Raw genomic sequence first — 21,915 nt, forward strand, 5'->3', positions numbered from 1 at the left:
CATGGGATCATCACATCGGAGCCTCGGGGCTCCCGCTGCCCGAGGAGACACCCCCGCATGACCAAGCGTCACGGTTATGCCCTGCTGGCCGCGCTCGCGGCCCTGGTCGTCGTGATTTCGGCCGCCATATACCTGGGCGTCTCCGGTGCCTACGACGGCTCGAACAGCACGGTCAGCGCCGGCCCCCGGCACCCGCAGAACTCGGCGGCCCCCGCCTCCACCGGCACCTGGTCGGGCAGTTGGTCGGCCTCCCCCGCGGGCGGCGAACCCGGTACCGAGACCGACGGCCTCGCGGGCCGCTCCGTGCGCAACGTCGTGCACACCAGCATCGGCGGCACCAGCGCCCGCATCACGTTCTCCAACCTCTACGGGCAGCAGCCGCTCAGCATCACGCACGCCTCGGTCGCCGTCGCCGCCGCGCCCAACAGCCCGGCCGCCGCGGTCGGCACGCTGCGCCGCCTCACCTTCGCCGGCAACACCTCGGTCGTCATCCCGGCCGGTTCCCAGGCCATGAGCGACGCCGTGCGGCTGCACGTCCCGCACGACGCGGACATGCTCGTCACGAGCTACTCGCCCACCCCGTCGGGCCCGGTCACCTACCACCCGCAGGCCCGCCAGATGTCGTACGTCGCCCAGGGCGACCGCGCGGAGGACGCGACCGGCGCCGCGTACACGCAGCAGACCCCGTACTGGCGTTACGTCACCGCGCTCGACGTGCTCAGCAACGAGTCGGACGGCACCGTCGTCGTGATCGGCGACTCCCTGACCGACGGCGTCACCTCGACGGTCGGCGCCAACCACCGCTGGACGGACGTCCTCGCCGCCCGGCTGCGCGACGAGAACGGCGCGGCCCGCTACGGCGTCGTCAACCAGGGCATCAGCGGCAACCGCATCCTGTCCGACGGCCTCGGCCGCCCCGCGAGCAACCCGAGCGGCCTCTCGCGCTTCGACCGGGACGTCCTCGACCGGTCCGGCGTCAAGGCCGTCGTGATCGCGCTCGGCATCAACGACATCCTCCGCAACCCGCACCAGAACGACCCCGACAAGATCGTCGAGGGGCTGCGGGAGCTGACCCGGCAGGCGCACACGCGCGGCCTGCGCGTGGTCGGCGCGACGCTCATGCCGTTCCAGGGCCACCGCGGCTACGAGCCCCGCCTCGACGGCGTCCGCCAGGCCGTGAACGCACAGATCCGCTCCGGCAAGGTCTTCGACGAGTTCGCCGACTTCGACAAGGCGCTGCGCGACCCCTACAACCCGCGCAAGCTCCTGCCCGGATACGACTCCGGCGACCACCTGCACCCGAGCGACTCCGGCTTCCGCAGGATGGCGGACACGTTCAACCTGACGACGCTGAAGGGGTCGACGCCGGCCGAGCTGTAGCGCGCCCCGGGCTACCGCTCACGCCTCTCGCGGCGCTCCTCCGCCCGCTCCCACTGGCGCTCGCGCCGCTCCTCGTGGCGTTCGTGCCGCAGGTGATGGCGTTCGGCGTGCCGCTCGTGGTGCCCCTCCAGCGCCTCACGGTGCGCCGCCCTGCGGTCCAGCTTGTCCTGGCGGCGCTCCTCCTTGAGGCGAAGACGCTCCTCACGCGACACCCTGCGGTCCACGCCGACGCCGCCCATCAGCGCGAACCCCCGCACGACGACCCGCGGCGAGCCCGGTGTGCCCTCGCCCGACGCCCGGTCGTCGACGCCACCCATGAAGCCGAAGCCCTTGACGGCGACGTCCAGCTCCGGCGGCACCTTGATCTGGATCCCGCCCATGATCGTGAAGCAGTTGATGACCACGTCGCGGGACGCGAACCGCGCCTCCCGCAGGTCGATCTCGCCACCGCCGAACATCGCGAACGCGGTGAACCTCTCGCCCACCGTCCAGCGCCCCTTGCGTCCGAACCCGCCGAAGAGCGCGAGCGCCCACGTGGACGTGGCCTCCCCGCCGATCCGCGCCCGCCAGTCGACCGCGCCCTCGGGCTGCGGCTCCTTCACGAAACTCACCGGGCTCCCCGGCGCCGCCGCGCCCGCCCCCGGCAGATCACGCGTGATCGGCGCCAACTCACCGTACGTACGCGCCGCGTACACGGCCTCGAGCCGCTCGTCGAACTCCTCCATGTCCAGGCGCCCCTCGGCGAGGGCGTCCCGCAGGGCCTCCGCGACCCGGTCCCGGTCGGCGTCGGAGGCCCGCAGCTCGGGCAGGTCGTTCGGCTCGGGGCGCTCAGGGCGTTCGTCCGTCATGGGGTCAGCCTACGAGGGTGCGGCCGTTCCTCCCAGGGATGGTTCCTCCCTGGCGTACATCCGGGCGATCACGGACTCGATGTCCGGCTCCCGCACCGACAGATCCGCCAGCGGATACTCGGCCGCGATCTGTGCGACCAGCGGCGCCGCCGACTGCGCGGCCGGGAACGCCAGCCACTGGCGCGGCCCGTCCACCTTCACCACCCGGGCGAACTCCACGTCCAGGGGCGGCAGTTCACGCTCGAGGTCGACGACGAGGGTCCGCTCGCTCTCCCCCACCTGATGCAGGCCGTCGAGCTGACCGTCGTACATGAGGCGCCCGTGGTCGATGACCATGACGCGCTTGCACAGCTGCTCGATGTCGGTCAGGTCGTGCGTGGTCAGCAGCACCGTCGTACCGCGTTCCTCGTTCAACTCCCGCAGGAATCCCCGCACTTTGACCTTGGAGACGACGTCGAGCCCGATGGTCGGCTCGTCGAGGTAGAGCACCTCGGGGTCGTGCAGGAGGGCTGCCGCGATGTCGCCGCGCATGCGCTGCCCGAGGGAGAGCTGCCGCACCGGCGTGTCCAACAGGCCGCCCAGTTCGAGGAGTTCGACGCACCGGTCGAGGTTCTCCCGGTAACGGGTGTCCGGGATGCGGTACATGCGGTGCATCAGCCGGTACGAGTCGATCAGCGGCAGGTCCCACCACAGCGTCGTACGCTGCCCGAACACCACGCCGATCCGCCGCGCCAGCCTCGTCCGCTCCCGGGACGGCTCGATGCCCGCGACCCGCAGCCGGCCCGCGCTCGGCGTGAGGATGCCGGTCAGCATCTTGATCGTGGTGGACTTGCCCGCGCCGTTCGGCCCGATGTAGCCGACCATCTCGCCGCGCGGCACGCCGAAGGTGAGCGAGTCGACGGCCCGCACCTGATGGCGCTCGCGCCGCAGCAGCCCCGTCTTCCTGCGCACGTCGAAGACCTTCTCCACGCCGTCGACCTCGATGAAGTCCTCAGCCATACGTCTTCAGCTCCCGGTGCTGCGGTACGAACGGACACCCGCGCGCCAGGCCAGACCCGCGAGCGCGCAGCTCCCGGCGGCCACCAGCGGCGGCGTGAAGGCGAGCCACCAGGGCAGGCCGACGGGGTAGGGGCGGCCGAGCACGTACAGCGCGGGCAGCCAGTTGACGAAGGCCAGCGGCACGACGAACGTCACGCCGATCACGAAGTCCCTGGCGAACACCGTCGGCGGGTACTGGAGCAGCGTCAGCCCGCCGAACGTGAACGCGCTCTGCGCCTCCGCCGCGTCCTGCGCCCAGAACTGGAACGCCGCCCCGGCCACGTACACCGCGCCGAAGATCGCCGCGCCGCTCAGCAGCATCACGGGCAGCAGAAGCAGCTTGGCGAGCGTCCAGTCGAGGTCCAGGCGCGTCAGCGACCAGCCGAGGACCAGGGCGCCTTGGAGGAAACGGCCGAGGCGCCGCAGGCCGAAGCGGTCCGCGGCGACCTGTACGAGCACCGGGGCGGGGCGCACCAGGAACGCGTCGAGGGAGCCGTCGCGCACCCGCAGCCCGAGGTCGTCGACGCTGCCGAGCAGAAGAGCGGTGATCCCGAAAGAGACGGAAGCGGTCCCGTACAGGAAGCCGGTCTCCGCGAAGCTGTAGCCGCCGATCGAGGTCGCCTGCGAGAACATCATCCAGATCACGACGAAGTCGAGGGCCGTGACAAGGAAGTTGGTGAGGACCGCGGCCGCGAACGACGTGCGGTAGACCAGGGTGGAGCGGATCCACATCGCGGCGATCAGGCCGTAGACCCGTACGCTCCCGCCGACGTCAGCCACCTTGGAGCACCACCTTGCGCGTCGCGGAGGACTGGAGGAGGCGGCCCGCGGCGAGCAGGACGACCGCCCAGCCGACCTGGAAGGCGTACGCCATGAGGACTTCGGCCGCGCCGGAGCGGGCGCCGAGGAGGATGTCCGCGGGCATCTGGAGGAGCGACGCCCATGGCAGCACCCGCGCGATGTCGCCGAGCGCGCCGGGCATCGCGTTCAGCGGCAGCAGCAGCCCCGTGAAGAACATCCCCACCAGACCGCCGAACTGCAGGACACCCGACCCGTCGAGCAGCCAGAACGCGCTCAGCGCCAGCACATAGCGGATCGCGAAGCTCACCACCACCGCCAGCACCACCGCCACCAGGAACTCCAGCCACACCACCGGATCTCCGGGCAGCGCGAGCGGAAAGGCGAGCGCGCCCACCGTCAGCGGCACCAGACCCCGGCTGAACAACTGGAACACGGCCCGCCCCAAGTCGCCGGCCAGGTACCACAGTTGGAGGTCCACGGGCCGGTACAGATCCACAGCGATGTCGCCGTTGCGGATCCGCGCCACCATGTCGACGGCGAACCCCGCGTTGAACATCGACAGAGCCTGCGCGAGCGCCTGCCCGATCCACACATACGTCAGCGCCTGCGCCTGGTCGTACCCGCCGAGCCCCGGCCGTTCGTCCCACAGCGCCAGGTACGTGTACGCCACGATGAACCCGAAGACGGTGTTCGTGAACACGCCCGCCGCGGTGGCCGACCGGTACGTCGCGTAGCGCCGGAACCCTCCGGCGGCGACGGCCGTGTACAGCCGGAAAGTTCCCACGGACACGTCCCCCGCACTCCCGTCTTCCGTTCCGGACCAAAGCGCAGGAGCCTAGCGGGAGCGGGGTGTACCGTGCCACGCATTTTCGGCTCCCTCGGCGCGTGCCACGCCCCGGCCGCACCACCCATCGATGCCAGAGTGTCCGGCAGGAAGTAAAGAGGCGTACGTGACGTACGGAGGGAAACAGGAGTTCCACAGGGCATGAGCGACGAGCCGCAGCAGCCGAAGGCCGCAGAGTCCGGGAAGGCCGGGAAGCCGGCGAAACGCGAACGCCCCCGGCGCACGGGCCGGCGCCGCCTGATCCCCACCTGGCGCATGACCCTCGGCACGATCCTCTGCTTCCTGCTCCTGTGCATCGGCCTGTTCGCCCTCGGCTACTACCTCGTCAAGATCCCGCCCGCCAACGCCACCGCCACCGCGCAGAGCAACGTCTACCTGTACGCCGACGGCAGCCAGCTCGCCCGCGACGGCGAGATCAACCGCGAGAACGTCTCCCTCTCCCAGATCCCCAGGAACGTCCAGCACGCCGTCCTTGCCGCCGAGGACCGTGACTTCTACAGCGAGTCCGCCATCGACCCCAAGGCGATGGTCCGCGCCGCCTGGAACACCCTCACCGGCAAAGGCAAGCAGTCCGGCTCGACGATCACCCAGCAGTACGTGAAGAACTACTACCTGGGCCAGGAACAGACCATCACCCGCAAGGTGAAGGAGTTCTTCATCTCGATCAAGCTGGACCGCGAGGAGAGCAAGGACCACATCCTCGAGGGCTACCTCAACACCAGCTACTTCGGCCGCAACGCCTACGGCATCCAGGCCGCCGCCCAGGCCTACTACGGCGTCGACGTCGAAGACCTCAGCACCGCGCAGGGCGCCTACCTCGCGGCCCTCCTCAACGCCCCCAGCTCGTACGACGTCATCGCCCACCCCGAGAACAAGGCGCAGGCCGTCGCCCGCTGGAACTACGTCCTCGACGGCATGGTCAAGGAACGCTGGCTCAGCGCCGCCGCACGCACGAAGATGACGTTCCCCATGCCCGACGACGCCAAGGGCCCCGCCGGGATGTCCGGCCAGCGCGGCTACCTCGTCCAGGCCGTCAAGGACTACCTCACGGACAACGACATCATCGACGAGGACACCCTGGCCGTCGGCGGCTACCGCATCACCACCACGATCCAGAAGAAGAAACAGGACGCCTTCGTCAAAGCCGTCGACGACCAGCTGATGTCCAAACTCGACAAGGAGAACCGACCGGCCGACCGCAACGTCCGCGCCGGCGGCGCCGCCATCGACCCCGCGACCGGCAAGGTCCTCGCGATGTACGGCGGCATCGACTACACGAAGCAGTACGTCAACAACGCCACGCGCCGCGACTATCAAGTCGGCTCCACGTTCAAGCCGTTCGTCCTCACCTCGGCCGTGGAGAACGCCTCCACCACCCAGGACGGCCGCACCATCACTCCGAACACCGTCTACGACGGCACCAACGCACGCCCCGTACAGGGCTGGAGCGGCGGCTACTACGCCCCCGAGAACGAGGACACCGTCGACTACGGCCCCATCACCGTCCGCACCGCCACCGACAGGTCCGTCAACGCGGTCTACGCGCAGATGGCCGTCGACGTCGGCTCCGACAAGGTCAAGCAGACCGCGATCGCCCTCGGCCTCCCCAAGAACACCCCCGACCTGACCGAGTCCCCCTCGATCGCGCTCGGCCCGTCCACGGCCAGCGTCCTCGACATGACCGAGGCGTACGCGACCCTCGCCAACCACGGCAGGCGCGCCACATACACCCTCGTCGCCGAGGTCAACAAGGACGGCGAGAAGGTCGACCTGCCCGAGCAGACCACCAGGCGCGCTGTCACCCGCGAGTCCGCCGACACGACGACGTCCGTCCTGCAGGGCGTCGTCGAGGGCGGCACCGGCACCGCCGCCCTCGCCGCGGACCGCCCCGCCGCCGGCAAGACCGGCACCGCAGAGGAGGACAGGGCGGCTTGGTTCGCGGGCTACACCCCCGACCTCGCCACCGTCGTCGCCGTCATGGGCCAGAACCCCGACACCGGCGCCCACACCCCGCTCTACGGGGCGCTGGGCCTGCCGCGCATCAACGGCGGCGGCTTCCCGGCGCAGATCTGGGCCCAGTTCACCAAGGCCGCGCTCCAGGGCAGCCCCGCCAAGGACTTCGACCTGGACCTGGAGTCCGGCGCCGAACAGCCCGAGATCCCCTCGGCCCTACCCGACGAACCGTCCATCGAACCGACCACCGGCGAGCCCTCCGGCGAGCCCCCGTCCGAACCGGCGTCGTCCGGCCCCCCGACCGCACCGTCCACCACGGCGGAGCCCACCCTCGCGAGTCCGTCGGAGGAATCGAACCCACCGTCAGGACCGGTGAACGAACTGTTCGGCGACTCGGACTCCACCCGCGACTCCGACTCCCACTCCTACCCCGACTCCTACCCCGACTCCGACTCCGACGAGTGACAGCGCCGCTCAGAGGCCCTAGTGACCCGATGTCGCCTTGAGACCCACGATCGCGACGATCAGCAGCACGATGAAGAAGATCCGCGCGGCCGTCGCCGGCTCCCCGAGCGCCAGCATGCCGACGACGGCCGCACCGGCCGCGCCGATGCCCACCCATACGCCGTAGGCCGTACCGATCGGCAGGGTCTTGGCGGCGTAGGAGAGCATCACCATGCTGGCGACGATGCCCGCGCCGGTGAACACGCTCGGCCACAACCGGGTGAACCCGTCCGTGAACTTCATGCCGATCGACCAGCCGACCTCGAGAAATCCGGCGATCACGATAAGAACCCAGGCCATGACAGGCACCTCCGTCATTTGGATCAACAGGGGTGCGTCGTCTTTGCGATACCCGGTACGGCGCGTCTCGTCGGGGTCCCCCAAAGGTAGCAAAGAACGCGCAAAAGGGCTGGTGACAACGGTCACCAGCCCTTTCGCGAAGCAACTACGAGCCGTACTGCTCTACAGGTACAGGCCCGTCGAATCCTGGGAGCCCTCGAACCGGTCGGCGGCCACCGCGTGCAGATCGCGCTCACGCATCAGCACGTACGCGACACCCCGCACCTCGACCTCGGCCAGGTCCTCCGGGTCGTACAGCACCCGGTCCCCCGGCTCCACCGTCCGCACGTTCTGCCCGACGGCCACCACGACGGCCCAGGCCAGACGCCGCCCGACCGCCGCCGTCGCCGGAATCAGGATCCCGCCGCCACTGCGCCGCTCGCCCTCGGCGGTGTCCTGCCGCACGAGCACACGGTCGTGCAGCATACGGATGGGCAACTTGTCGTGCTGGGTGCTGTGCTTCTCGCTGTTGGCGCTCACGCCCCGAACCTACCTGCCGCGGCCACGCCCGTACGCAGGAAGGGTCAGCGCTTGCGGCGCCGCGCGGTCACCGTGAGCAGCCCCACGAGACCGACCACGGCGAGAGCCACGGGCACGATGCGCTCCACACGCGGCGCACCCTCCTCGGAGACGAACTGCGCCTTCACGTCCGACACCAGCCGGTTCGCGCTCACATAGGCCCGCCCGACGGAGTGGTCGACACTCGAGACGAACTTGGCCTTCGCGTCACCGACGATCGTCTTCGGGTGCACCCGCACCCCGATCTCGTCGAGAGTCTCGGCCAGCGCCTCGCGACGGCGCTTTATGTCCGCCTCGATCTGCGCCGGGGTCCGCGCATCCGACGCTTTCGACGTGTCCGACACCGCGCTGCCTCCGTGGTCGCTGTTATGGCACTGGTCGTGGACAGTCTGTCAGCTCGGCGGCCGCCGCACCCCACGGCACCCCCATTACGCTCGGGTCCCGTACCCGTATCCCGTACGAGGAGTCCCACCATGAGCGAGCGACTGACGACCGGCGACACCGCCCCCGCCTTCACGCTGCCCGACGCGGACGGCAACGAGGTCTCCCTCGCCGACCACAAGGGCCGCAAGACGATCGTCTACTTCTACCCGGCCGCCCTCACCCCCGGCTGCACCAAGCAGGCCTGCGACTTCACGGACAACCTCGACGTCCTCGCGGGCGCGGGCTACGACGTGATCGGCATTTCCCCGGACAAGCCGGAGAAGCTCGCGAAGTTCCGCGAGAAGGAAAACCTCAAGGTCACGCTCCTCGGCGACCCCTCGAAGGAAACCCTCGAGGCCTACGGCGCGTACGGCGAGAAGAAGCTCTACGGCAAAACGGTGACGGGCGTGATCCGCTCCACGATCGTCGTGGACGAGGACGGCAAGGTCGAGCGAGCCCTCTACAACGTGAAGGCCACGGGCCACGTAGCGAAGATCATCAAGGATCTCGGAATCTGACCCGCCGGGCCGCGGATCACCGCCGGCCTTCCGGGTACGCGCAGATGTGACGGAAGTCCCCTTCACAGGGGACTTCCGTTTGCGATCGCCACCTTCGAGCAAGCGATCCCCTGGAACTTCGTGTCCAGAGAAGGGATCACTCCATGTCGGGCGTACTCGACCCAGAGCAGACCGGGGCCGCCGCCGACCCAGCGGCGGTCAAACGCCACCGCACCCTCTTCCGCGCGGTGAAGCGCAGGAAGAATCCGCCTCTCCGCCGCACGGACATCACCGTCACGGACGAGGCCGCGGTGAAGCGGGCCGTCAAGGCCGCCTCGCTCGGCAATGCCATGGAGTGGTTCGACTTCGGCATCTACAGCTACCTCGCCGTCACCATCGGCCACGTCTTCTTCCCCTCCGGGAACGCCACGGTCCAGCTGATCTCCTCCTTCGCGACCTTCGCCGTCTCGTTCCTGGTCCGCCCCGTCGGCGGCATGGTGTTCGGCCCCATGGGTGACAAGATCGGCCGCAAAAAGGTCCTCGCGATGACGATGATCCTGATGGCGATCGGCACCTTCGCCATCGGACTGATCCCGTCGTACGCCGTCATCGGCTTCTGGGCACCCGTCCTGCTGATCTTCTTCCGCCTCGTCCAGGGCTTCTCCACGGGCGGCGAATACGGCGGCGCCTCGACGTTCATCGCCGAATACGCGCCCGACAAGCGCCGCGGCTTCTTCGGCAGCTTCCTCGAGTTCGGCACCCTCGCCGGCTACGTCGGCGCGGCAGGCCTGGTCACCGTCCTGACCACCCTCCTCGACACCGGGAGCATGGAGTCCTGGGGCTGGCGCGTCCCGTTCCTCGTCGCGGGCCCCATCGGCCTCGTCGGCCTCTACCTGCGGCTGCGCCTCGACGAGACACCCGCCTTCCAGAAACTGGAGGACGAGTCCTCGCACCGGGCGACGGACGCGGCGTCGAACATCGAGACCACCGCGAAGGGCGACCTGGCGAAGATCTTCCGCGGCTACTGGCCGACCCTGATCCTGTGCATCTGCCTGGTCGGTGCCTACAACATCACCGACTACATGCTCCTGTCGTACATGCCGACGTATCTGTCCGACGAAATGGGCTACAAGGAGTCCCACGGGCTGCTCATCCTCATCGCCACGATGATCGTCCTCATGCTGGTCATCACCCAGGTCGGCAAACTCTCCGACCGCTTCGGCCGCAAGCCGCTCCTCATGGCAGGGATGCTGGGCTTCTTCTTCCTCTCCATCCCCTCGTTCCTGCTGGTCAAGAACGGCGCCCTGTGGGCGGTCTCGCTCGGCATGCTGCTGCTCGGCCTGTCCCTGGTCTGCATGCTCGGCACGATGTCGGCGGCGCTCCCGGCCCTCTTCCCCACCCAGGTCCGCTACGGCTCGCTCTCCGTGGGCTACAACCTCTCGGCGTCCCTCTTCGGCGGCACGACACCGCTGGTCGTCACCGCCCTGATCAGCATCACGGGCACGGACATGATGCCCGCGTACTACGCCATGGCGGCGGCCCTGGTCGGCGTCATCGCGGTGGCCTGCATGAAGGAAACGGCCCAACGGCCCCTGGCGGGCTCCCCGCCGTCGGTGGAGACACAGGAGGAGGCGGCGGAACTGGTGGAGTCCCAGGCGCGGTCACCGAAGTTCTGACCCTCCGACTTCCCGAACGGCCCGCCCCGCCGCCTTCCCGGCACGGAGCGGGCCGTTCTGCGCTGCCCGAACTGTCATGGGCCGACCAGAACTTGATGCCGTGGCAGTGGGCACGCCACCCTGCCGGACAGCGCCGCCGTACACTGACGAGGCGGAACGCGCCGGGAAGGCGCGATGTCCGCTTTTCCGCGGTCGTGATGGAATGGCAGACATGTCGGGTTTAGGTCCCGGTGGGAGAAATCCCGTGAGGGTTCGAATCCCTCCGACCGCACGCACGAGGGGCCGTCCGACTGGACGGCCCCTCGGCATTTTCGCGTCAGCCCAACAACTCCCGCACCACCGGCACCAGCGCCCGAAATGCCTTGCCCCGGTGGGAGATTGCGTTCTTCTCGTCCGGGGTCAGCTCGGCGCAGGTCCGGATGTCGCCCTCCACCTGGAGGATCGGGTCGTAGCCGAAGCCGTTCGAGCCAGACGGAGCGTGCCGCAGCACCCCCCGCAGCTGGCCCTCGACCACCCGCTCCGTGCCGTCCGGCAGGGCGAGCGCGGCAGCACACGCGAAGTGGGCCCCCCGGTGGACGTCGTCGTCGATGTCGCCGAGCTGGGCGAGGAGCAGGTCGAGGTTGGCCTTGTCGTCGCCGTGGCGGCCGGCCCAGCGGGCGGAGAAGATGCCGGGCGCTCCGCCGAGTACGTCGACGCACAGGCCCGAGTCGTCGGCGACGGCGGGCAGGCCGGTGGCCTGGGCGAGGGCGTGGGCCTTGAGGAGGGCGTTCTCGGCGAAGGTGACGCCGGTTTCCCTGACGTCGGGGATGTCGGGGTAGGCGTCCGCGCCGACGAGGTCGTGGGGCAGGCCTGCGTCGGCGAGGATCGCCCTGAGCTCGGTGATCTTGCCGGCGTTGCGGGTGGCGAGGATGAGGCGGGTCATGGAGACCAGTATCGCGCCGGCGTTCGTGCCGGTGTTACGGCGTGCAGACCTTGGTCAGTTCGCCGGCGGCGTCGGTGACGGGGGTGATGTCGGGGGTTCCGTCGCCGTTCTTGATGGCCGTACGGACGTTGCCCACGGCCGTGTTGAGGTCGTCGACGGCCTTGGAGACGTCGGCGTTGTCGGTCTTGTCGCCTATCTTGTCGAGGTTCTTGTCGATGGAGTCGAGCGCCTTGTCGGCCTGCGCGGGGTCGTTCGTCGCGTTCTCGACGGCCTGCTTGAGGTCGCTGACGCTGTCGGCGATGGAGTCGGCGGTCTGGACGCAGTCGAGCGCCTTGTCGACCGCGCTGCAGCCGGCGGCGGCCGGTACGGCGATGAGTGCCGCGGTGGCGGCTATGACGGCGATGCGGCGACGGTTGCGTGGGCGCGCGGCCATGGAACGGTCCTCCCCTGTGTGCGGAAACGGGCGTACGGCGAGATGCCGTACGCCCGTCCGTAGTGACGCGGTTGGCGTCTTTCGGGTTGCCACCCTACTTGGTGTGCTCTTTACCTTTGGAGGGTGGCCTCGAGTGCCGCGCGCTGGGCGATGGCGAGGTCGGCGCAGCCCGAAACGGCAAGGTCGAGAAGGGAGTTGAGTTCGTCGCGGGCGAACGGCTCGGCCTCGGCGGTGCCCTGGACCTCGACGAAGCGGCCGTCGCCGGTGCAGACGACGTTCATGTCGGTGTCGGCGCGTACGTCTTCCTCGTAGCAGAGGTCGAGGAGGGGGATGCCGCCGACGATGCCGACGGAGACGGCGGAGACGGTGCCGGTGAGGGGCTGGCGGCCGGCCTTGATGAGCTTCTTGCCCTGGGCCCAGGTGATGGCGTCGGCGAGGGCGACGTAGGCGCCGGTGATGGCGGCGGTGCGGGTGCCGCCGTCGGCCTGGAGGACGTCGCAGTCGAGGACGATGGTGTTCTCGCCGAGGGCCTTGTAGTCGATGACGGCGCGCAGCGAGCGGCCGATGAGGCGGCTGATTTCGTGGGTGCGGCCGCCGATCTTGCCGCGGACGGATTCGCGGTCGCCGCGGGTGTTGGTGGCGCGGGGGAGCATCGAGTACTCGGCGGTGACCCAGCCTTCGCCGCTGCCCTTGCGCCAGCGGGGGACGCCTTCGGTGACGGAGGCGGTGCAGAAGACCTTGGTGTCGCCGAAGGAGACGAGGACGGAGCCTTCTGCGTGCTTGCTCCACCCTCGTTCGATGGTGATGGGGCGGAGCTGTTCGGGGGTGCGGCCGTCGATGCGAGACATGAGAGGGAGCCTAGCGAAAACGTCGAAGGCCCCGTTCCGGGTGTCCGGTGAGGGGCCTTCTTCGTGTGGCGCCTAGGCGGGTTGCCGGGTGCTCACATCATGTCTTCGATGTCGGCGGCGATGGGGTCGGCGTCGGTGCCGATGACGACCTGGATGGCGGTGCCCATCTTGACGACACCGTGGGCGCCGGCGGCCTTCAGGGCGACCTCGTCGACCTTGCTGGGGTCGATGACCTCGGTGCGCAGGCGGGTGATGCAGCCCTCGACCTCTTCGATGTTGTCGAGCCCGCCGAGCCCGGCGACGATCTTCTCAGCCTTGGTGGCCATGTGGTTCTCCCTGACTTCTCTCTTGGCCCGCCATGGGCCCGCTTTGTCACGGTAACCCACGGTTGGCCCATCTTCACGAGCGGTCATGCAACCCGTGACGAATGATGACGATCACGGCGTCACGCCCTCACAGGCCGGCGCCGACCGACCCGTCCCTCAACTGGTCTACACCAGTTTCCCACGACCGCCAAACGTACCGCCCCAGCGCCTTGTTCCGGGAGGACGCCCATGAGCGCCGACAGCGCGGCCGTCTACAGACCCAGCCCTTGGAACAACCTCTTCCAGGGCCTGCAGAAGATGGGTCGCAGTCTCCAACTCCCCATCGCCGTACTGCCGGCGGCCGGCATCCTCAACCGTCTCGGTCAGCCGGACGTCTTCGGCGACCAGGGCCTGGGCTGGACCGATGTCTCCAGGGTGATGGTCGGCGCCGGTGGCGCCCTGCTCGACGGCGCGCTCGGCCTTCCGCTGCTGTTCTGCATCGGTGTGGCGATCGGCATGGCCAAGAAGTCGGACGGTTCGACGGCGCTCGCGGCGGTCGTCGGCTTCCTCGTCTACTACAACGTCCTGCGCCAGTTTCCCGAGGGCTGCCCGGGCGGCTCCAAGGCGGTCGCCACCGGGTGCCAGGTGACGGTGGATCACACGGTGGCGGCGTTCACCTACCAGAACCCGGGCGTCTTCGGCGGCATCGTCATGGGCCTGCTCGCCGCGTTCTTCTGGCAGCGCTTCCACCGCACGAAGCTGGTCGACTGGCTCGGCTTCTTCAACGGCCGCCGTCTCGTCCCGATCATCATGGCCTTCGTCGCCATCGCCGTCGCCGCGGTCTGTCTGTGGATCTGGCCGCCGATCGGTGACGCCCTGGAGAGCTTCAGCGACTGGCTCGTGGGCCTGGACTGGCTCGGCTCCGGCATCTTCGGTGTCGCCAACCGCGCGCTGCTGGTGATCGGCCTGCACCAGTTCCTGAACGTGCCCATCTGGTTCCAGTTCGGCACGTACACGAAGCCGGACGGCACCGAGGTGCACGGTGACATCAACATGTTCCTGGCGGGCGACCCGAACGCGGGCCAGTTCACCTCGGGCTTCTTCCCGATCATGATGTTCGCGCTGCCGGCCGCGTGCCTGGCGATGACGCACTGCGCCCGCCCGGAGCGCCGCAAGGTGGTCGGCGGCCTGATGCTGTCGGTGGCCCTGACCTCGTTCGTCACGGGCATCACCGAGCCGATCGAGTACTCGTTCCTCTTCGTGGCGCCGGTGCTCTACGCGATCCACGCGGTCCTCACCGGCGTATCGATGGCAGTGACGTGGGCGCTCGGTGTGCACGACGGCTTCAGTTTCTCGGCGGGTCTGATCGACTACGTCATCAACTGGAGCCTGGCGACCAAGCCTTGGCTGATCATCCCGATCGGGCTGGCCTTCGCGGCGGTCTACTACGCGATCTTCAGATTCGCGATCACCAAGTTCGATCTGAAGACACCCGGGCGTGAGCCCGAGGACCAGGTCGAGGACGTCACGAAGGCCTGACGCCCACTCCCGAGCCGCAAGCCCCCGGACCCTCTGGTCCGGGGGCTTTGTTCCGCGCTGTCGCATATGACTGAGCGCACAAGGATCCCGGGAAGGAGCGGGTTCCTTATACGACCTTCACCGTGCTACAACAGGTCTACACCACTGAGTGGTGTAGACCACGCGGCCGCAGAGCCGGGTTTCCGAGACGCCGCCGTCCCCACCTGTCCCCCGGGCGGCGCCTTGCCTACTGGAGGAAGTTGTGACCACGGCCAGTGCCGCCCCCGCGGCCGCCAAGAAGAAGGGCGCGGGCGCGATGGCTGTCATGCAGCGCATCGGCCGCAGCCTCATGCTGCCGGTCGCGGTGCTGCCCGCCGCCGCGCTCCTGGTCCGGTTCGGGCAGCCCGACATGCTCGGCAGGGACTCGTTCCCCACCTTCATCACCAAGCTGGCGTCGTACATGTCGGCGGGCGGCGGTGCGCTGCTCGACAACATGCCGCTGCTGTTCTGCGTCGGTATCGCCATCGGCTTCGCCAAGAAGTCCGACGGCTCCACCGCGCTCGCGGCCGTCGTCGGCTACCTGGTCTTCCAGAAGGTGCTCGCCACCTTCACGGACAGCAGCCTGCCGAAGGTCGCCGCCGTCGCCGACGGCAAGATCGTCATGAACGCGGCGCCGGTCAACGCCGGTGTGCTCGGCGGTGTCGTCATGGGCGTCGTCGTGGCCCTGCTCTACCAGAAGTTCTACCGGACCAAGCTGCCCGACTGGGCGGGCTTCTTCGGCGGCCGCCGCCTCGTCCCGATCCTCTCCGCCTTCGCGGGCCTGGTCATCGGCATCGTCTTCGGTCTCATCTGGCCCGTGCTCGGCACCGGCCTGCACAACTTCGGTGAGTGGCTGGTCGGCTCGGGCGCGGTCGGCGCCGGCATCTTCGGTGTCGCCAACCGTGCGCTGATCCCGATCGGCATGCACCACCTGCTCAACTCGTTCCCGTGGTTCCAGGCCGGTTCGTACGAGGGCAAGAGCGGCGACATCGCGCGCTTCCTCCAGGGCGACCCGAGCGCCGGCCAGTTCATGACCGGCTTCTTCCCGATCATGATGTTCGCCCTCCCGGCGGCCTGCCTCGCGATCGTCCACTGCGCCCGTCCCGAGCGCCGCAAGGTCGTCGGCGGCATGATGTTCTCGCTCGCGGCCACCGCGTTCGTCACCGGCGTGACCGAGCCGATCGAGTTCACGTTCATGTTCATCGCCCCGGCCCTGTACGCGATCCACGCGGTGCTCACCGGTGTCTCGATGGCGCTGACCTGGGCGCTCGGCATGAAGGACGGCTTCGGCTTCTCCGCCGGCGCGGTCGACTACTTCCTCAACCTCGGTATCGCGACCAACCCGTGGGGTCTCGCGCTGGTCGGCCTCTGCTTCGCGGTGGTCTACTACGTGATCTTCCGGTTCGCGATCACCAAGTTCAACATTCCTACGCCGGGCCGTGAGTCCGACGAGGAACTGGCTGAACTCCTCAAGGCCGAGAGCAAGTAGGCCCCGGCCCCCGCACGACGACGAAGGCCCCCGGAACCGATGCGGTTCCGGGGGCCTTCGTCATGCCGGGCTCAGATCTCGTACACCCGCCCGGGCGTGGCCAGTTCGGCCGGTCCGGCGTACACGGCGCGGGCGTCCGCGAGGTTGACCTGGGGGTCCGTCCACGGCGGGATGTGGGTGAGGACGAGGCGGCGGGCACCGGCCCGGGTCGCGGTCGCGCCCGCCTCGCGGCCGTTGAGGTGGAGGTCGGGGATGTTCTCCTTGCCGTGCGTGAACGCCGCCTCGCACAGGAACAGGTCGCTGTCCGCGGCGAGTTCGTCGAGCGCGGCACACGCGCCCGTGTCCCCGGAGTACGTGAGTGACCTGCCGCCGTGCTCGACGCGGATGCCGTATGCCTCGACGGGGTGGCACACCTTCTCCGTGCGCACGGAGAACGGGCCGATCTCGTGCCAGCCCGGCTTCACGGTGTGGAAGTCGAAGACCTCGCTCATCGAGGAGGCGGAGGGCGTGTCCGCGTACGCCGTGGTGAGGCGCTGTTCCGTGCCCTCGGGGCCGTAGACCGGGATCGGGGCGCAGCGGCCGCCGTCGTGGCGGTAGTAGCGCGCCACGAAGTAGCCGCACATGTCGATGCAGTGGTCGGCGTGCAGATGGCTGAGGAAGATCGCGTCGAGGTCGTAGAGACCGCAGTGGCGCTGCAGCTCGCCCAGGGCGCCGTTGCCCATGTCGAGTAGCAGCCGGAAGCCGTCGGCCTCGACGAGGTAGCTCGAGCAGGCCGAATCCGCGGACGGGAACGACCCCGAGCAGCCGACGACGGTGAGCTTCATAAGAGCCGGAACCTCCGCGCTGGCAGTCAGAGAGCGGGATGGGAGCAGAAGAAAAAGGGGGCGAGCGGTCCGTCGAGCGTAAGGCGCAAAAGGGCCCGTCGCTCCTCCGTCGTGGACCGTTGTGGGAGAACTCACCTGTGCTGTCACCGGTTCGGGGGGCGTGCGTCCGGTGCGGCGTCGCGCCGGTGCCACCGGTACCGTCTCCCGTATGGACACGTCATGGTGGCTCGCGCTCGCCGCGGTGCTGCTGCTCGCGCTCGTCGCGACGCTCGTCGACGGGTGGGGGCGCGGGCACCGTCGGCCCGGCGGCCGGACCCGCCCGCCGCGGGGGCCGCGCGGACCGGGTGCGCGGCCGCAGCCGGGCGAGATCTGGTGGGCGCTGGTGCCCTACGAGGACGGGCCGGGCGGCAAGGACCGGCCGTGCCTCGTGCTGACGGTGCGCCGGCGGCGGGCGCGCGTTGCGAAGATCACCAGCAAGTACCACGACGAGCGGGCCGGGGTGATCGCGCTGCCGCCCGGCTCCGTGGGCAACGCGCAGGGCAGGCCGAGCTTCCTGGAGACGGATGAGCTCCGCGAGGTTCCCGTGGGTGACTTCCGGCGCAGGGCCGGGGTGCTGGACCCGGTGGTGTGGGACCAGGTCCGGCATCTGTCGGGGTGACGTGGGAGCCGGCTTACGTGACAGCGGCTTACGCAGGAGCGGGCCTACGTGACAGCGGCTTACGCAGGAGCGGGCCTACGTGACAGCGGCTTACGCAGGAGCGGGCCTACGTGACAGCGGCTTACGTAGAAGCGGGCCTACGGAGAAACGGGCTTACGTGAGAGCGGGGGCCGGGCCGTACTGCTGCCGGCCCGGCCCCCGCTTCGACGATTCGTGCTCACGCCCAGAGCTGGCCGTGCAGCGTCTCGATCGCTTCTTCCGTCGTGGCCGCCGTGTAGACGCCGGTCGACAGGTACTTCCAGCCGCCGTCGGCGACCACGAAGACGATGTCGGCGGGCTCCCCGGCCGCGACCGCCTTGCGGCCGACGCCGATCGCCGCGTGGAGGGCCGCTCCGGTGGAGACGCCCGCGAAGATGCCCTCCTGCTGGAGGAGTTCACGTGTGCGGGTCACCGCGTCGGCGGAGCCGACCGAGAAACGGGTGGTCAGGACGGAGGCGTCGTACAGCTCGGGGACGAAGCCCTCGTCGAGGTTGCGCAGGCCGTAGACCAGGTCGTCGTAGCGCGGCTCCGCGGCGACGATCTTGACATCCGGCTTCTGTTCGCGCAGGTAGCGGCCGACGCCCATGAGGGTGCCGGTCGTGCCGAGGCCCGCCACGAAGTGGGTGACGGACGGCAGGTCGGCGAGGATCTCGGGGCCGGTCGTCGCGTAGTGGGCGCCCGCGTTGTCCGGGTTGCCGTACTGGTAGAGCATCACCCAGGCCGGGTGTTGCGCGCTCAGTTCCTTGGCCATGCGGACGGCGGTGTTGGAGCCGCCCGCCGCGGGCGACGGGATGATCTCGGCGCCCCACATCGCGAGCAGGTCCCTGCGCTCCTGCGAGGTGTTCTCCGGCATGACGCACACCATGCGGTAGCCCTTGAGGCGGGCCGCCATGGCGAGCGAGATGCCGGTGTTGCCCGAGGTCGGCTCGAGGATGGTGCAGCCGGGGGTGAGCCGGCCGTCCTTCTCGGCCTGCTCGATCATGTGGAGCGCGGGGCGGTCCTTGACCGAGCCCGTCGGGTTGCGGTCCTCGAGCTTCGCCCAGATCCGTACGTCCTCGGACGGCGAGAGCCGCGGCAGCCGCACCAGGGGCGTGTTGCCGACCGCGGCGAGCGGGGAGTCGTACCGCATCCCGATCAGGCCATACCGCCGGCCACGGCCGGCAGGATCGTGACGTTGTCGCCGTCGGCGAGCTTGGTGGTGATGCCGTCGAGGAAGCGGACGTCCTCGTCGTTCAGGTAGACGTTCACGAAGCGGCGCAGCTGCCCACCGTCCACGATGCGGGCCTGGATGCCCGTGTGGCGGGTCTCGAGGTCGGCGAAGAGCTCGGCGAGCGTGTCCCCGCTGCCCTCGACGGACTTCTGGCCGTCGGTGTAGGTGCGGAGGATGGTCGGGATGCGGACCTCGATGGCCATGGCTGGACTCCAGTAACAGGGGAGGGTACGGAAGGGCTTTGGCGTGCGCTGAAACAGCGGTGCCCACGACACGTCGGACCGGCGGACGGAGTCCGTCGCAGCGGCCCGAAGCCTTGCGCGGGACGCGTCAGGAATCGGGACAGATGGCGCTGGCGAGGCGGCACAGGTCGACGTGAAGGCGCGCCACGAGCAGCATGCCCGGCGTCTTGTCGCTCACGTCGTGAAGAACCATGGGGTCATCGTATCGATTCCCGCCCGGGATCCCGGAGTGTGATCTCACCATGTGGTCGATATCCGTCCGAAGAGTGGGACGCATCCGGGATTGCGGGCATGACTACGGGGTGACCTCGACCTCTTCCTCGGTCACGACACCCTCGACGATCCGGAAGGAGCGGAACTGGAAGGGGCCCGCGTCGTCGGTGTCCGCGGTGGAGACGAGGACGTAGTGGGCGCCCGGCTCGTTCGCGTAGGTGATGTCGGTGCGGGAGGGGTGGGCCTCGGTCGCGGTGTGCGAGTGGTAGATGATCACGGGCTCCTCGTCCCGGTCGTCCATCTCGCGGTACAGCTTCAGCAGGTCACCCGAGTCGAACTCGTAGAACGTGGGCGAGCGGGCGGCGTTGAGCATCGGGATGAAGCGCTCGGGCCTGCCGGTGCCCACCGGTCCCGCGACGACGCCGCACGCCTCGTCGGGGTGGTCGGCGCGCGCGTGGGCCACGATCTGGTCGTAGAGGGCCTGGGTCAGGGTCAGCATGGGGCTCAGGATAAACAGACGGACCCTCCCGTACCGGAGTGCGGTACGGGAGGGCCCGGATGCTGAGACGCGGGGGGTCGCCCCGGAACTGCTTCGACTGCTTGGGCTGCTTGGACTACTTGGACTGCGTGGACTGCTCGGACTGCTCGGACTGCTTGCGCTTCGCGAACGCCGCGCTCTGCGGGTTGCGGCTGCGCAGGACGACGTACGAGATGCCGAGGATGACGGCCCACAGCGGCGCGCAGTAGAGCGAGACGCGGGCGTCCTTGTCGATGCCCATCAGCACGATCACCATGCCGATGAAGCCGAGCGCCAGGATGCTGGGGGTGATGCCGCCGGGGGCCTTGAAGGAGGACTGGGGCAGTTCGCCGCGGTCGGCCTTGATGCGGTAGCGGATCTGGCAGATCAGGATGACGATCCAGGCCCACATGCCGGAGATGGTGGCGAAGGAGACGACGTAGTTGAACGCCTCACCGGGCCACTGGTAGTTGATCCAGACGCCCACCAGCATCATCGCGGCGGAGACCGTCGTGCCGATGAGGGGCGTGCCGGACTTGGTGAGCTTGGTGAAGAACTTCGGGCCCTGGCCGTTGAGCGCGAGGTCGCGCAGCATGCGGCCGGTGGAGTACATGCCGGAGTTGCAGGACGACAGGGCCGCGGTCAGGACGACGAAGTTGACGATGGCGGCACCGACGCCGAGGCCCATCTTCTCGAAGGCGGCGACGAACGGGGAGACGCCCGGCTGGAAGTTCGTCCACGGCACGACCGAGAGGATCATGATCAGCGCGCCGACGTAGAAGACGGCGATGCGCCACGGCACGGTGTTGATGGCCTTGGGCAGGACGGTCTTCGGGTCCTTGGACTCGCCCGCGGTGACGCCGACGAGCTCGACGGCGAGGAAGGCGAACATGACCATCTGGAGGGTCATGAGGGTGGAGCCGATGCCGTTCGGGAAGAAGCCGCCGTCGGACCACAGGTGCGTGACGGAGGCGGTGTCGCCCGCGTCCGAGAAGCCGACCGTGAGGATGCCGGCGCAGATGAGGATCATGCCGACGATCGCGGTGACCTTCACCATCGAGAACCAGAACTCCAGCTCACCGAAGAGCTTCACGGAGATCAGGTTCACGGCGTAGAGGATGAGCGTGAAGACGAGGGCGGTGAGCCACTGCGGAACGCTGTCGTGGGTCCAGTACTTCATGTACTGGGCGGCCGCGGTGACCTCGGTGATGCCGGTGACGACCCAGAAGAGCCAGTACGTCCAGCCGGTCACGAAGCCCGCGAAGGGGCCGATGAACTCACGTGCGTACTCCGAGAAGGAGCCCGAGACGGGGCGGTACATGAGGAGCTCGCCGAGCGCCCGCATGATGAAGAAGATGACGAGGCCCGCGATGGCGTACGCGAGGATCAGGCTGGGGCCCGCCTTCGAGATGCCCTTGCCCGCACCGAGGAAGAGGCCGGTCCCGATGGCGCCGCCGATGGCGATCATCTGGATCTGCCGGGCACCGAGTCCGCGCTGGTAACCCTCGCCCTCACCGGACTCGCCGGGGGCCTGCACGGCCTCATTGCCGTCGTTTTTCTTGCCGACCTGCACTGAGGTCATGGTGTTGCGCCTTTCTCCATGCCGATCCGTGCCGCTGTGGCTCGGATCGACTGTGACGATCCTCGGGGTCTGGGCCCCTGGATGGATGGAGCTGTGCCTACCGGCGGTCTGCCGGTCGGGGCGCACCCGACGGGACAGGGGTGGCGTCCGTCGGGCGGTCGTGAAGATTTATCACGGTGGCAACACTGATCGAGAAAGGCACGTGTGGCACACGCCACTGGAAAAACCGGACAAAAAACCCCTCGTGCGGCATA

General features: G+C 69.0%; 24 protein-coding genes, 1 tRNA gene and 1 riboswitch. Of the genes, 8 read left to right on the plus strand and 17 right to left on the minus strand.

Annotated elements, in window-relative coordinates:
- Positions 1-57 precede the first annotated feature (57 nt).
- Complete coding sequence (locus ACWFR4_RS23155; protein ID WP_453457187.1) at positions 58-1,380, plus strand: SGNH/GDSL hydrolase family protein; 1,323 nt, start codon at positions 58-60, stop codon at positions 1,378-1,380.
- Between the two features lie 11 nt (positions 1,381-1,391).
- Here ACWFR4_RS23155 and ACWFR4_RS23160 read toward each other — a convergent pair whose 3' ends face one another.
- Genes ACWFR4_RS23160 through ACWFR4_RS23175 form a run of 4 tightly spaced genes read right to left on the minus strand, consistent with a single transcriptional unit; the run spans position 1,392 to position 4,857 of the window.
- A complete protein-coding gene (locus tag ACWFR4_RS23160) occupies positions 1,392-2,228 on the minus strand; it encodes a DUF1707 SHOCT-like domain-containing protein (RefSeq protein ID WP_453654277.1) in 837 nt (278 codons plus the stop codon).
- 9 nt (positions 2,229-2,237) lie between these two features.
- A complete protein-coding gene (locus ACWFR4_RS23165) occupies positions 2,238-3,227 on the minus strand; it encodes an ABC transporter ATP-binding protein (RefSeq protein ID WP_453457192.1) in 990 nt (329 codons plus the stop codon).
- A 6-nt stretch (positions 3,228-3,233) separates the two neighbouring features.
- Positions 3,234-3,998: an ABC transporter permease gene (locus ACWFR4_RS23170; RefSeq protein WP_453457234.1), complete on the minus strand. Its 765-nt coding sequence runs from the start codon at positions 3,996-3,998 to the stop codon at positions 3,234-3,236.
- A gap of 40 nt (positions 3,999-4,038) precedes the next feature.
- Entirely contained in the window at positions 4,039-4,857 is an 819-nt protein-coding gene (locus ACWFR4_RS23175; protein ID WP_453457195.1) for an ABC transporter permease, read from the minus strand.
- A gap of 195 nt (positions 4,858-5,052) precedes the next feature.
- On the opposite strand from ACWFR4_RS23175, the gene ACWFR4_RS23180 reads away from it, so the two are divergent.
- Positions 5,053-7,329 carry a transglycosylase domain-containing protein gene (locus ACWFR4_RS23180; protein WP_453654279.1) on the plus strand — a complete coding sequence of 759 codons (2,277 nt, stop codon included), beginning with the start codon at positions 5,053-5,055 and terminating at the stop codon, positions 7,327-7,329.
- Between the two features lie 18 nt (positions 7,330-7,347).
- Here the strand turns inward: ACWFR4_RS23180 and ACWFR4_RS23185 are convergent, their stop codons facing one another.
- From ACWFR4_RS23185 to ACWFR4_RS23195, 3 genes are all read right to left on the minus strand, one after another.
- Positions 7,348-7,668, minus strand: a complete 321-nt coding sequence (locus tag ACWFR4_RS23185) for a DMT family transporter (protein ID WP_227294972.1) — start codon at positions 7,666-7,668, stop codon at positions 7,348-7,350.
- A gap of 31 nt (positions 7,669-7,699) precedes the next feature.
- A riboswitch (guanidine-III (ykkC-III) riboswitch) is annotated at positions 7,700-7,760 on the minus strand.
- Between the two features lie 70 nt (positions 7,761-7,830).
- The gene (locus tag ACWFR4_RS23190; protein WP_199841797.1) at positions 7,831-8,133 is read right to left on the minus strand and encodes a GroES family chaperonin; all 303 of its coding nucleotides are present in this window, start codon (positions 8,131-8,133) and stop codon (positions 7,831-7,833) included.
- 98 nt (positions 8,134-8,231) lie between these two features.
- Entirely contained in the window at positions 8,232-8,570 is a 339-nt protein-coding gene (locus ACWFR4_RS23195) for a DUF3618 domain-containing protein (protein WP_453457203.1), read from the minus strand.
- A gap of 129 nt (positions 8,571-8,699) precedes the next feature.
- Here ACWFR4_RS23195 and bcp point away from each other — a divergent pair, with 129 nt between their 5' ends.
- The 3 genes from bcp (at position 8,700) to ACWFR4_RS23210 (ending at position 11,093) form a co-directional block, all read left to right on the plus strand.
- Positions 8,700-9,167, plus strand: coding sequence for a thioredoxin-dependent thiol peroxidase (gene bcp, locus ACWFR4_RS23200; protein ID WP_266563771.1), 468 nt, complete (start codon positions 8,700-8,702; stop codon positions 9,165-9,167).
- Between the two features lie 143 nt (positions 9,168-9,310).
- Positions 9,311-10,822 carry a glycine betaine/L-proline transporter ProP gene (gene proP, locus ACWFR4_RS23205; protein ID WP_453457206.1) on the plus strand — a complete coding sequence of 504 codons (1,512 nt, stop codon included), beginning with the start codon at positions 9,311-9,313 and terminating at the stop codon, positions 10,820-10,822.
- Positions 10,823-11,010: 188 nt separating this feature from the next.
- Positions 11,011-11,093: transfer RNA gene (locus ACWFR4_RS23210), tRNA-Leu, on the plus strand.
- Between the two features lie 45 nt (positions 11,094-11,138).
- Here ACWFR4_RS23210 and rdgB read toward each other — a convergent pair.
- The 4 genes from rdgB to ACWFR4_RS23230 form a co-directional block, all read right to left on the minus strand.
- Positions 11,139-11,744: an RdgB/HAM1 family non-canonical purine NTP pyrophosphatase gene (rdgB, locus tag ACWFR4_RS23215; RefSeq protein WP_453654281.1), complete on the minus strand. Its 606-nt coding sequence runs from the start codon at positions 11,742-11,744 to the stop codon at positions 11,139-11,141.
- Between the two features lie 34 nt (positions 11,745-11,778).
- Entirely contained in the window at positions 11,779-12,177 is a 399-nt protein-coding gene (locus ACWFR4_RS23220) for a hypothetical protein (protein ID WP_453457211.1), read from the minus strand.
- A gap of 110 nt (positions 12,178-12,287) precedes the next feature.
- The gene (gene rph, locus ACWFR4_RS23225) at positions 12,288-13,025 is read right to left on the minus strand and encodes a ribonuclease PH (protein WP_453457213.1); all 738 of its coding nucleotides are present in this window, start codon (positions 13,023-13,025) and stop codon (positions 12,288-12,290) included.
- Positions 13,026-13,117: 92 nt separating this feature from the next.
- A complete protein-coding gene (locus tag ACWFR4_RS23230) occupies positions 13,118-13,438 on the minus strand; it encodes a PTS glucose/sucrose transporter subunit IIB (protein ID WP_276314680.1) in 321 nt (106 codons plus the stop codon).
- 141 nt (positions 13,439-13,579) lie between these two features.
- On the opposite strand from ACWFR4_RS23230, the gene ACWFR4_RS23235 reads away from it, so the two are divergent.
- Positions 13,580-14,869: a PTS transporter subunit EIIC gene (locus ACWFR4_RS23235; protein ID WP_453457216.1), complete on the plus strand. Its 1,290-nt coding sequence runs from the start codon at positions 13,580-13,582 to the stop codon at positions 14,867-14,869.
- Between the two features lie 241 nt (positions 14,870-15,110).
- Positions 15,111-16,376 carry a PTS transporter subunit EIIC gene (locus ACWFR4_RS23240; RefSeq protein ID WP_453457219.1) on the plus strand — a complete coding sequence of 422 codons (1,266 nt, stop codon included), beginning with the start codon at positions 15,111-15,113 and terminating at the stop codon, positions 16,374-16,376.
- 71 nt (positions 16,377-16,447) lie between these two features.
- Here the strand turns inward: ACWFR4_RS23240 and ACWFR4_RS23245 are convergent, their stop codons facing one another.
- Positions 16,448-17,200, minus strand: a complete 753-nt coding sequence (locus ACWFR4_RS23245; protein WP_453457222.1) for an MBL fold metallo-hydrolase — start codon at positions 17,198-17,200, stop codon at positions 16,448-16,450.
- Between the two features lie 208 nt (positions 17,201-17,408).
- Here ACWFR4_RS23245 and ACWFR4_RS23250 point away from each other — a divergent pair, with 208 nt between their 5' ends.
- Entirely contained in the window at positions 17,409-17,858 is a 450-nt protein-coding gene (locus ACWFR4_RS23250) for a type II toxin-antitoxin system PemK/MazF family toxin (RefSeq protein ID WP_453457225.1), read from the plus strand.
- A gap of 217 nt (positions 17,859-18,075) precedes the next feature.
- Here the strand turns inward: ACWFR4_RS23250 and ACWFR4_RS23255 are convergent, their stop codons facing one another.
- From ACWFR4_RS23255 to ACWFR4_RS23275, 5 genes are all read right to left on the minus strand, one after another.
- On the minus strand, positions 18,076-19,026 hold the full coding sequence (locus ACWFR4_RS23255) for a PLP-dependent cysteine synthase family protein (RefSeq protein ID WP_453654283.1): 951 nt from the start codon (positions 19,024-19,026) through the stop codon (positions 18,076-18,078).
- Positions 19,027-19,031: 5 nt separating this feature from the next.
- Positions 19,032-19,310 carry a MoaD/ThiS family protein gene (locus ACWFR4_RS23260; RefSeq protein WP_389526984.1) on the minus strand — a complete coding sequence of 93 codons (279 nt, stop codon included), beginning with the start codon at positions 19,308-19,310 and terminating at the stop codon, positions 19,032-19,034.
- Between the two features lie 127 nt (positions 19,311-19,437).
- Positions 19,438-19,542, minus strand: coding sequence for a putative leader peptide (locus ACWFR4_RS23265; protein WP_323136349.1), 105 nt, complete (start codon positions 19,540-19,542; stop codon positions 19,438-19,440).
- A 102-nt stretch (positions 19,543-19,644) separates the two neighbouring features.
- Entirely contained in the window at positions 19,645-20,061 is a 417-nt protein-coding gene (locus ACWFR4_RS23270) for a Mov34/MPN/PAD-1 family protein (protein ID WP_227294987.1), read from the minus strand.
- A gap of 115 nt (positions 20,062-20,176) precedes the next feature.
- On the minus strand, positions 20,177-21,661 hold the full coding sequence (locus ACWFR4_RS23275) for an amino acid permease (protein ID WP_453654285.1): 1,485 nt from the start codon (positions 21,659-21,661) through the stop codon (positions 20,177-20,179).
- Positions 21,662-21,915 lie beyond the last annotated feature (254 nt).

The organism is Streptomyces sp. NPDC055140 (assembly GCF_053607285.1).

Bases quoted from the DNA above. Each gene is read 5' to 3' on its own strand.
- ACWFR4_RS23260 (WP_389526984.1), bottom strand. From the start codon at position 19,310: ATGGCCATCGAGGTCCGCATCCCGACCATCCTCCGCACCTACACCGAC.
- rdgB (WP_453654281.1), bottom strand. From the start codon at position 11,744: ATGACCCGCCTCATCCTCGCCACCCGCAACGCCGGCAAGATCACCGAG.
- ACWFR4_RS23155 (WP_453457187.1), top strand. From the start codon at position 58: ATGACCAAGCGTCACGGTTATGCCCTGCTGGCCGCGCTCGCGGCCCTG.
- ACWFR4_RS23170 (WP_453457234.1), bottom strand. From the start codon at position 3,998: ATGTGGATCCGCTCCACCCTGGTCTACCGCACGTCGTTCGCGGCCGCG.
- ACWFR4_RS23270 (WP_227294987.1), bottom strand. From the start codon at position 20,061: ATGCTGACCCTGACCCAGGCCCTCTACGACCAGATCGTGGCCCACGCG.
- ACWFR4_RS23235 (WP_453457216.1), top strand. From the start codon at position 13,580: ATGAGCGCCGACAGCGCGGCCGTCTACAGACCCAGCCCTTGGAACAAC.
- ACWFR4_RS23275 (WP_453654285.1), bottom strand. From the start codon at position 21,661: ATGACCTCAGTGCAGGTCGGCAAGAAAAACGACGGCAATGAGGCCGTG.
- rph (WP_453457213.1), bottom strand. From the start codon at position 13,025: ATGTCTCGCATCGACGGCCGCACCCCCGAACAGCTCCGCCCCATCACC.
- ACWFR4_RS23245 (WP_453457222.1), bottom strand. From the start codon at position 17,200: ATGAAGCTCACCGTCGTCGGCTGCTCGGGGTCGTTCCCGTCCGCGGAT.
- ACWFR4_RS23255 (WP_453654283.1), bottom strand. From the start codon at position 19,026: ATGCGGTACGACTCCCCGCTCGCCGCGGTCGGCAACACGCCCCTGGTG.
- ACWFR4_RS23165 (WP_453457192.1), bottom strand. From the start codon at position 3,227: ATGGCTGAGGACTTCATCGAGGTCGACGGCGTGGAGAAGGTCTTCGAC.
- proP (WP_453457206.1), top strand. From the start codon at position 9,311: ATGTCGGGCGTACTCGACCCAGAGCAGACCGGGGCCGCCGCCGACCCA.
- ACWFR4_RS23220 (WP_453457211.1), bottom strand. From the start codon at position 12,177: ATGGCCGCGCGCCCACGCAACCGTCGCCGCATCGCCGTCATAGCCGCC.
- ACWFR4_RS23180 (WP_453654279.1), top strand. From the start codon at position 5,053: ATGAGCGACGAGCCGCAGCAGCCGAAGGCCGCAGAGTCCGGGAAGGCC.
- ACWFR4_RS23160 (WP_453654277.1), bottom strand. From the start codon at position 2,228: ATGACGGACGAACGCCCTGAGCGCCCCGAGCCGAACGACCTGCCCGAG.
- bcp (WP_266563771.1), top strand. From the start codon at position 8,700: ATGAGCGAGCGACTGACGACCGGCGACACCGCCCCCGCCTTCACGCTG.
- ACWFR4_RS23230 (WP_276314680.1), bottom strand. From the start codon at position 13,438: ATGACCGCTCGTGAAGATGGGCCAACCGTGGGTTACCGTGACAAAGCG.
- ACWFR4_RS23265 (WP_323136349.1), bottom strand. From the start codon at position 19,542: ATGGTTCTTCACGACGTGAGCGACAAGACGCCGGGCATGCTGCTCGTG.
- ACWFR4_RS23185 (WP_227294972.1), bottom strand. From the start codon at position 7,668: ATGGCCTGGGTTCTTATCGTGATCGCCGGATTTCTCGAGGTCGGCTGG.
- ACWFR4_RS23250 (WP_453457225.1), top strand. From the start codon at position 17,409: ATGGACACGTCATGGTGGCTCGCGCTCGCCGCGGTGCTGCTGCTCGCG.
- ACWFR4_RS23190 (WP_199841797.1), bottom strand. From the start codon at position 8,133: ATGCTGCACGACCGTGTGCTCGTGCGGCAGGACACCGCCGAGGGCGAG.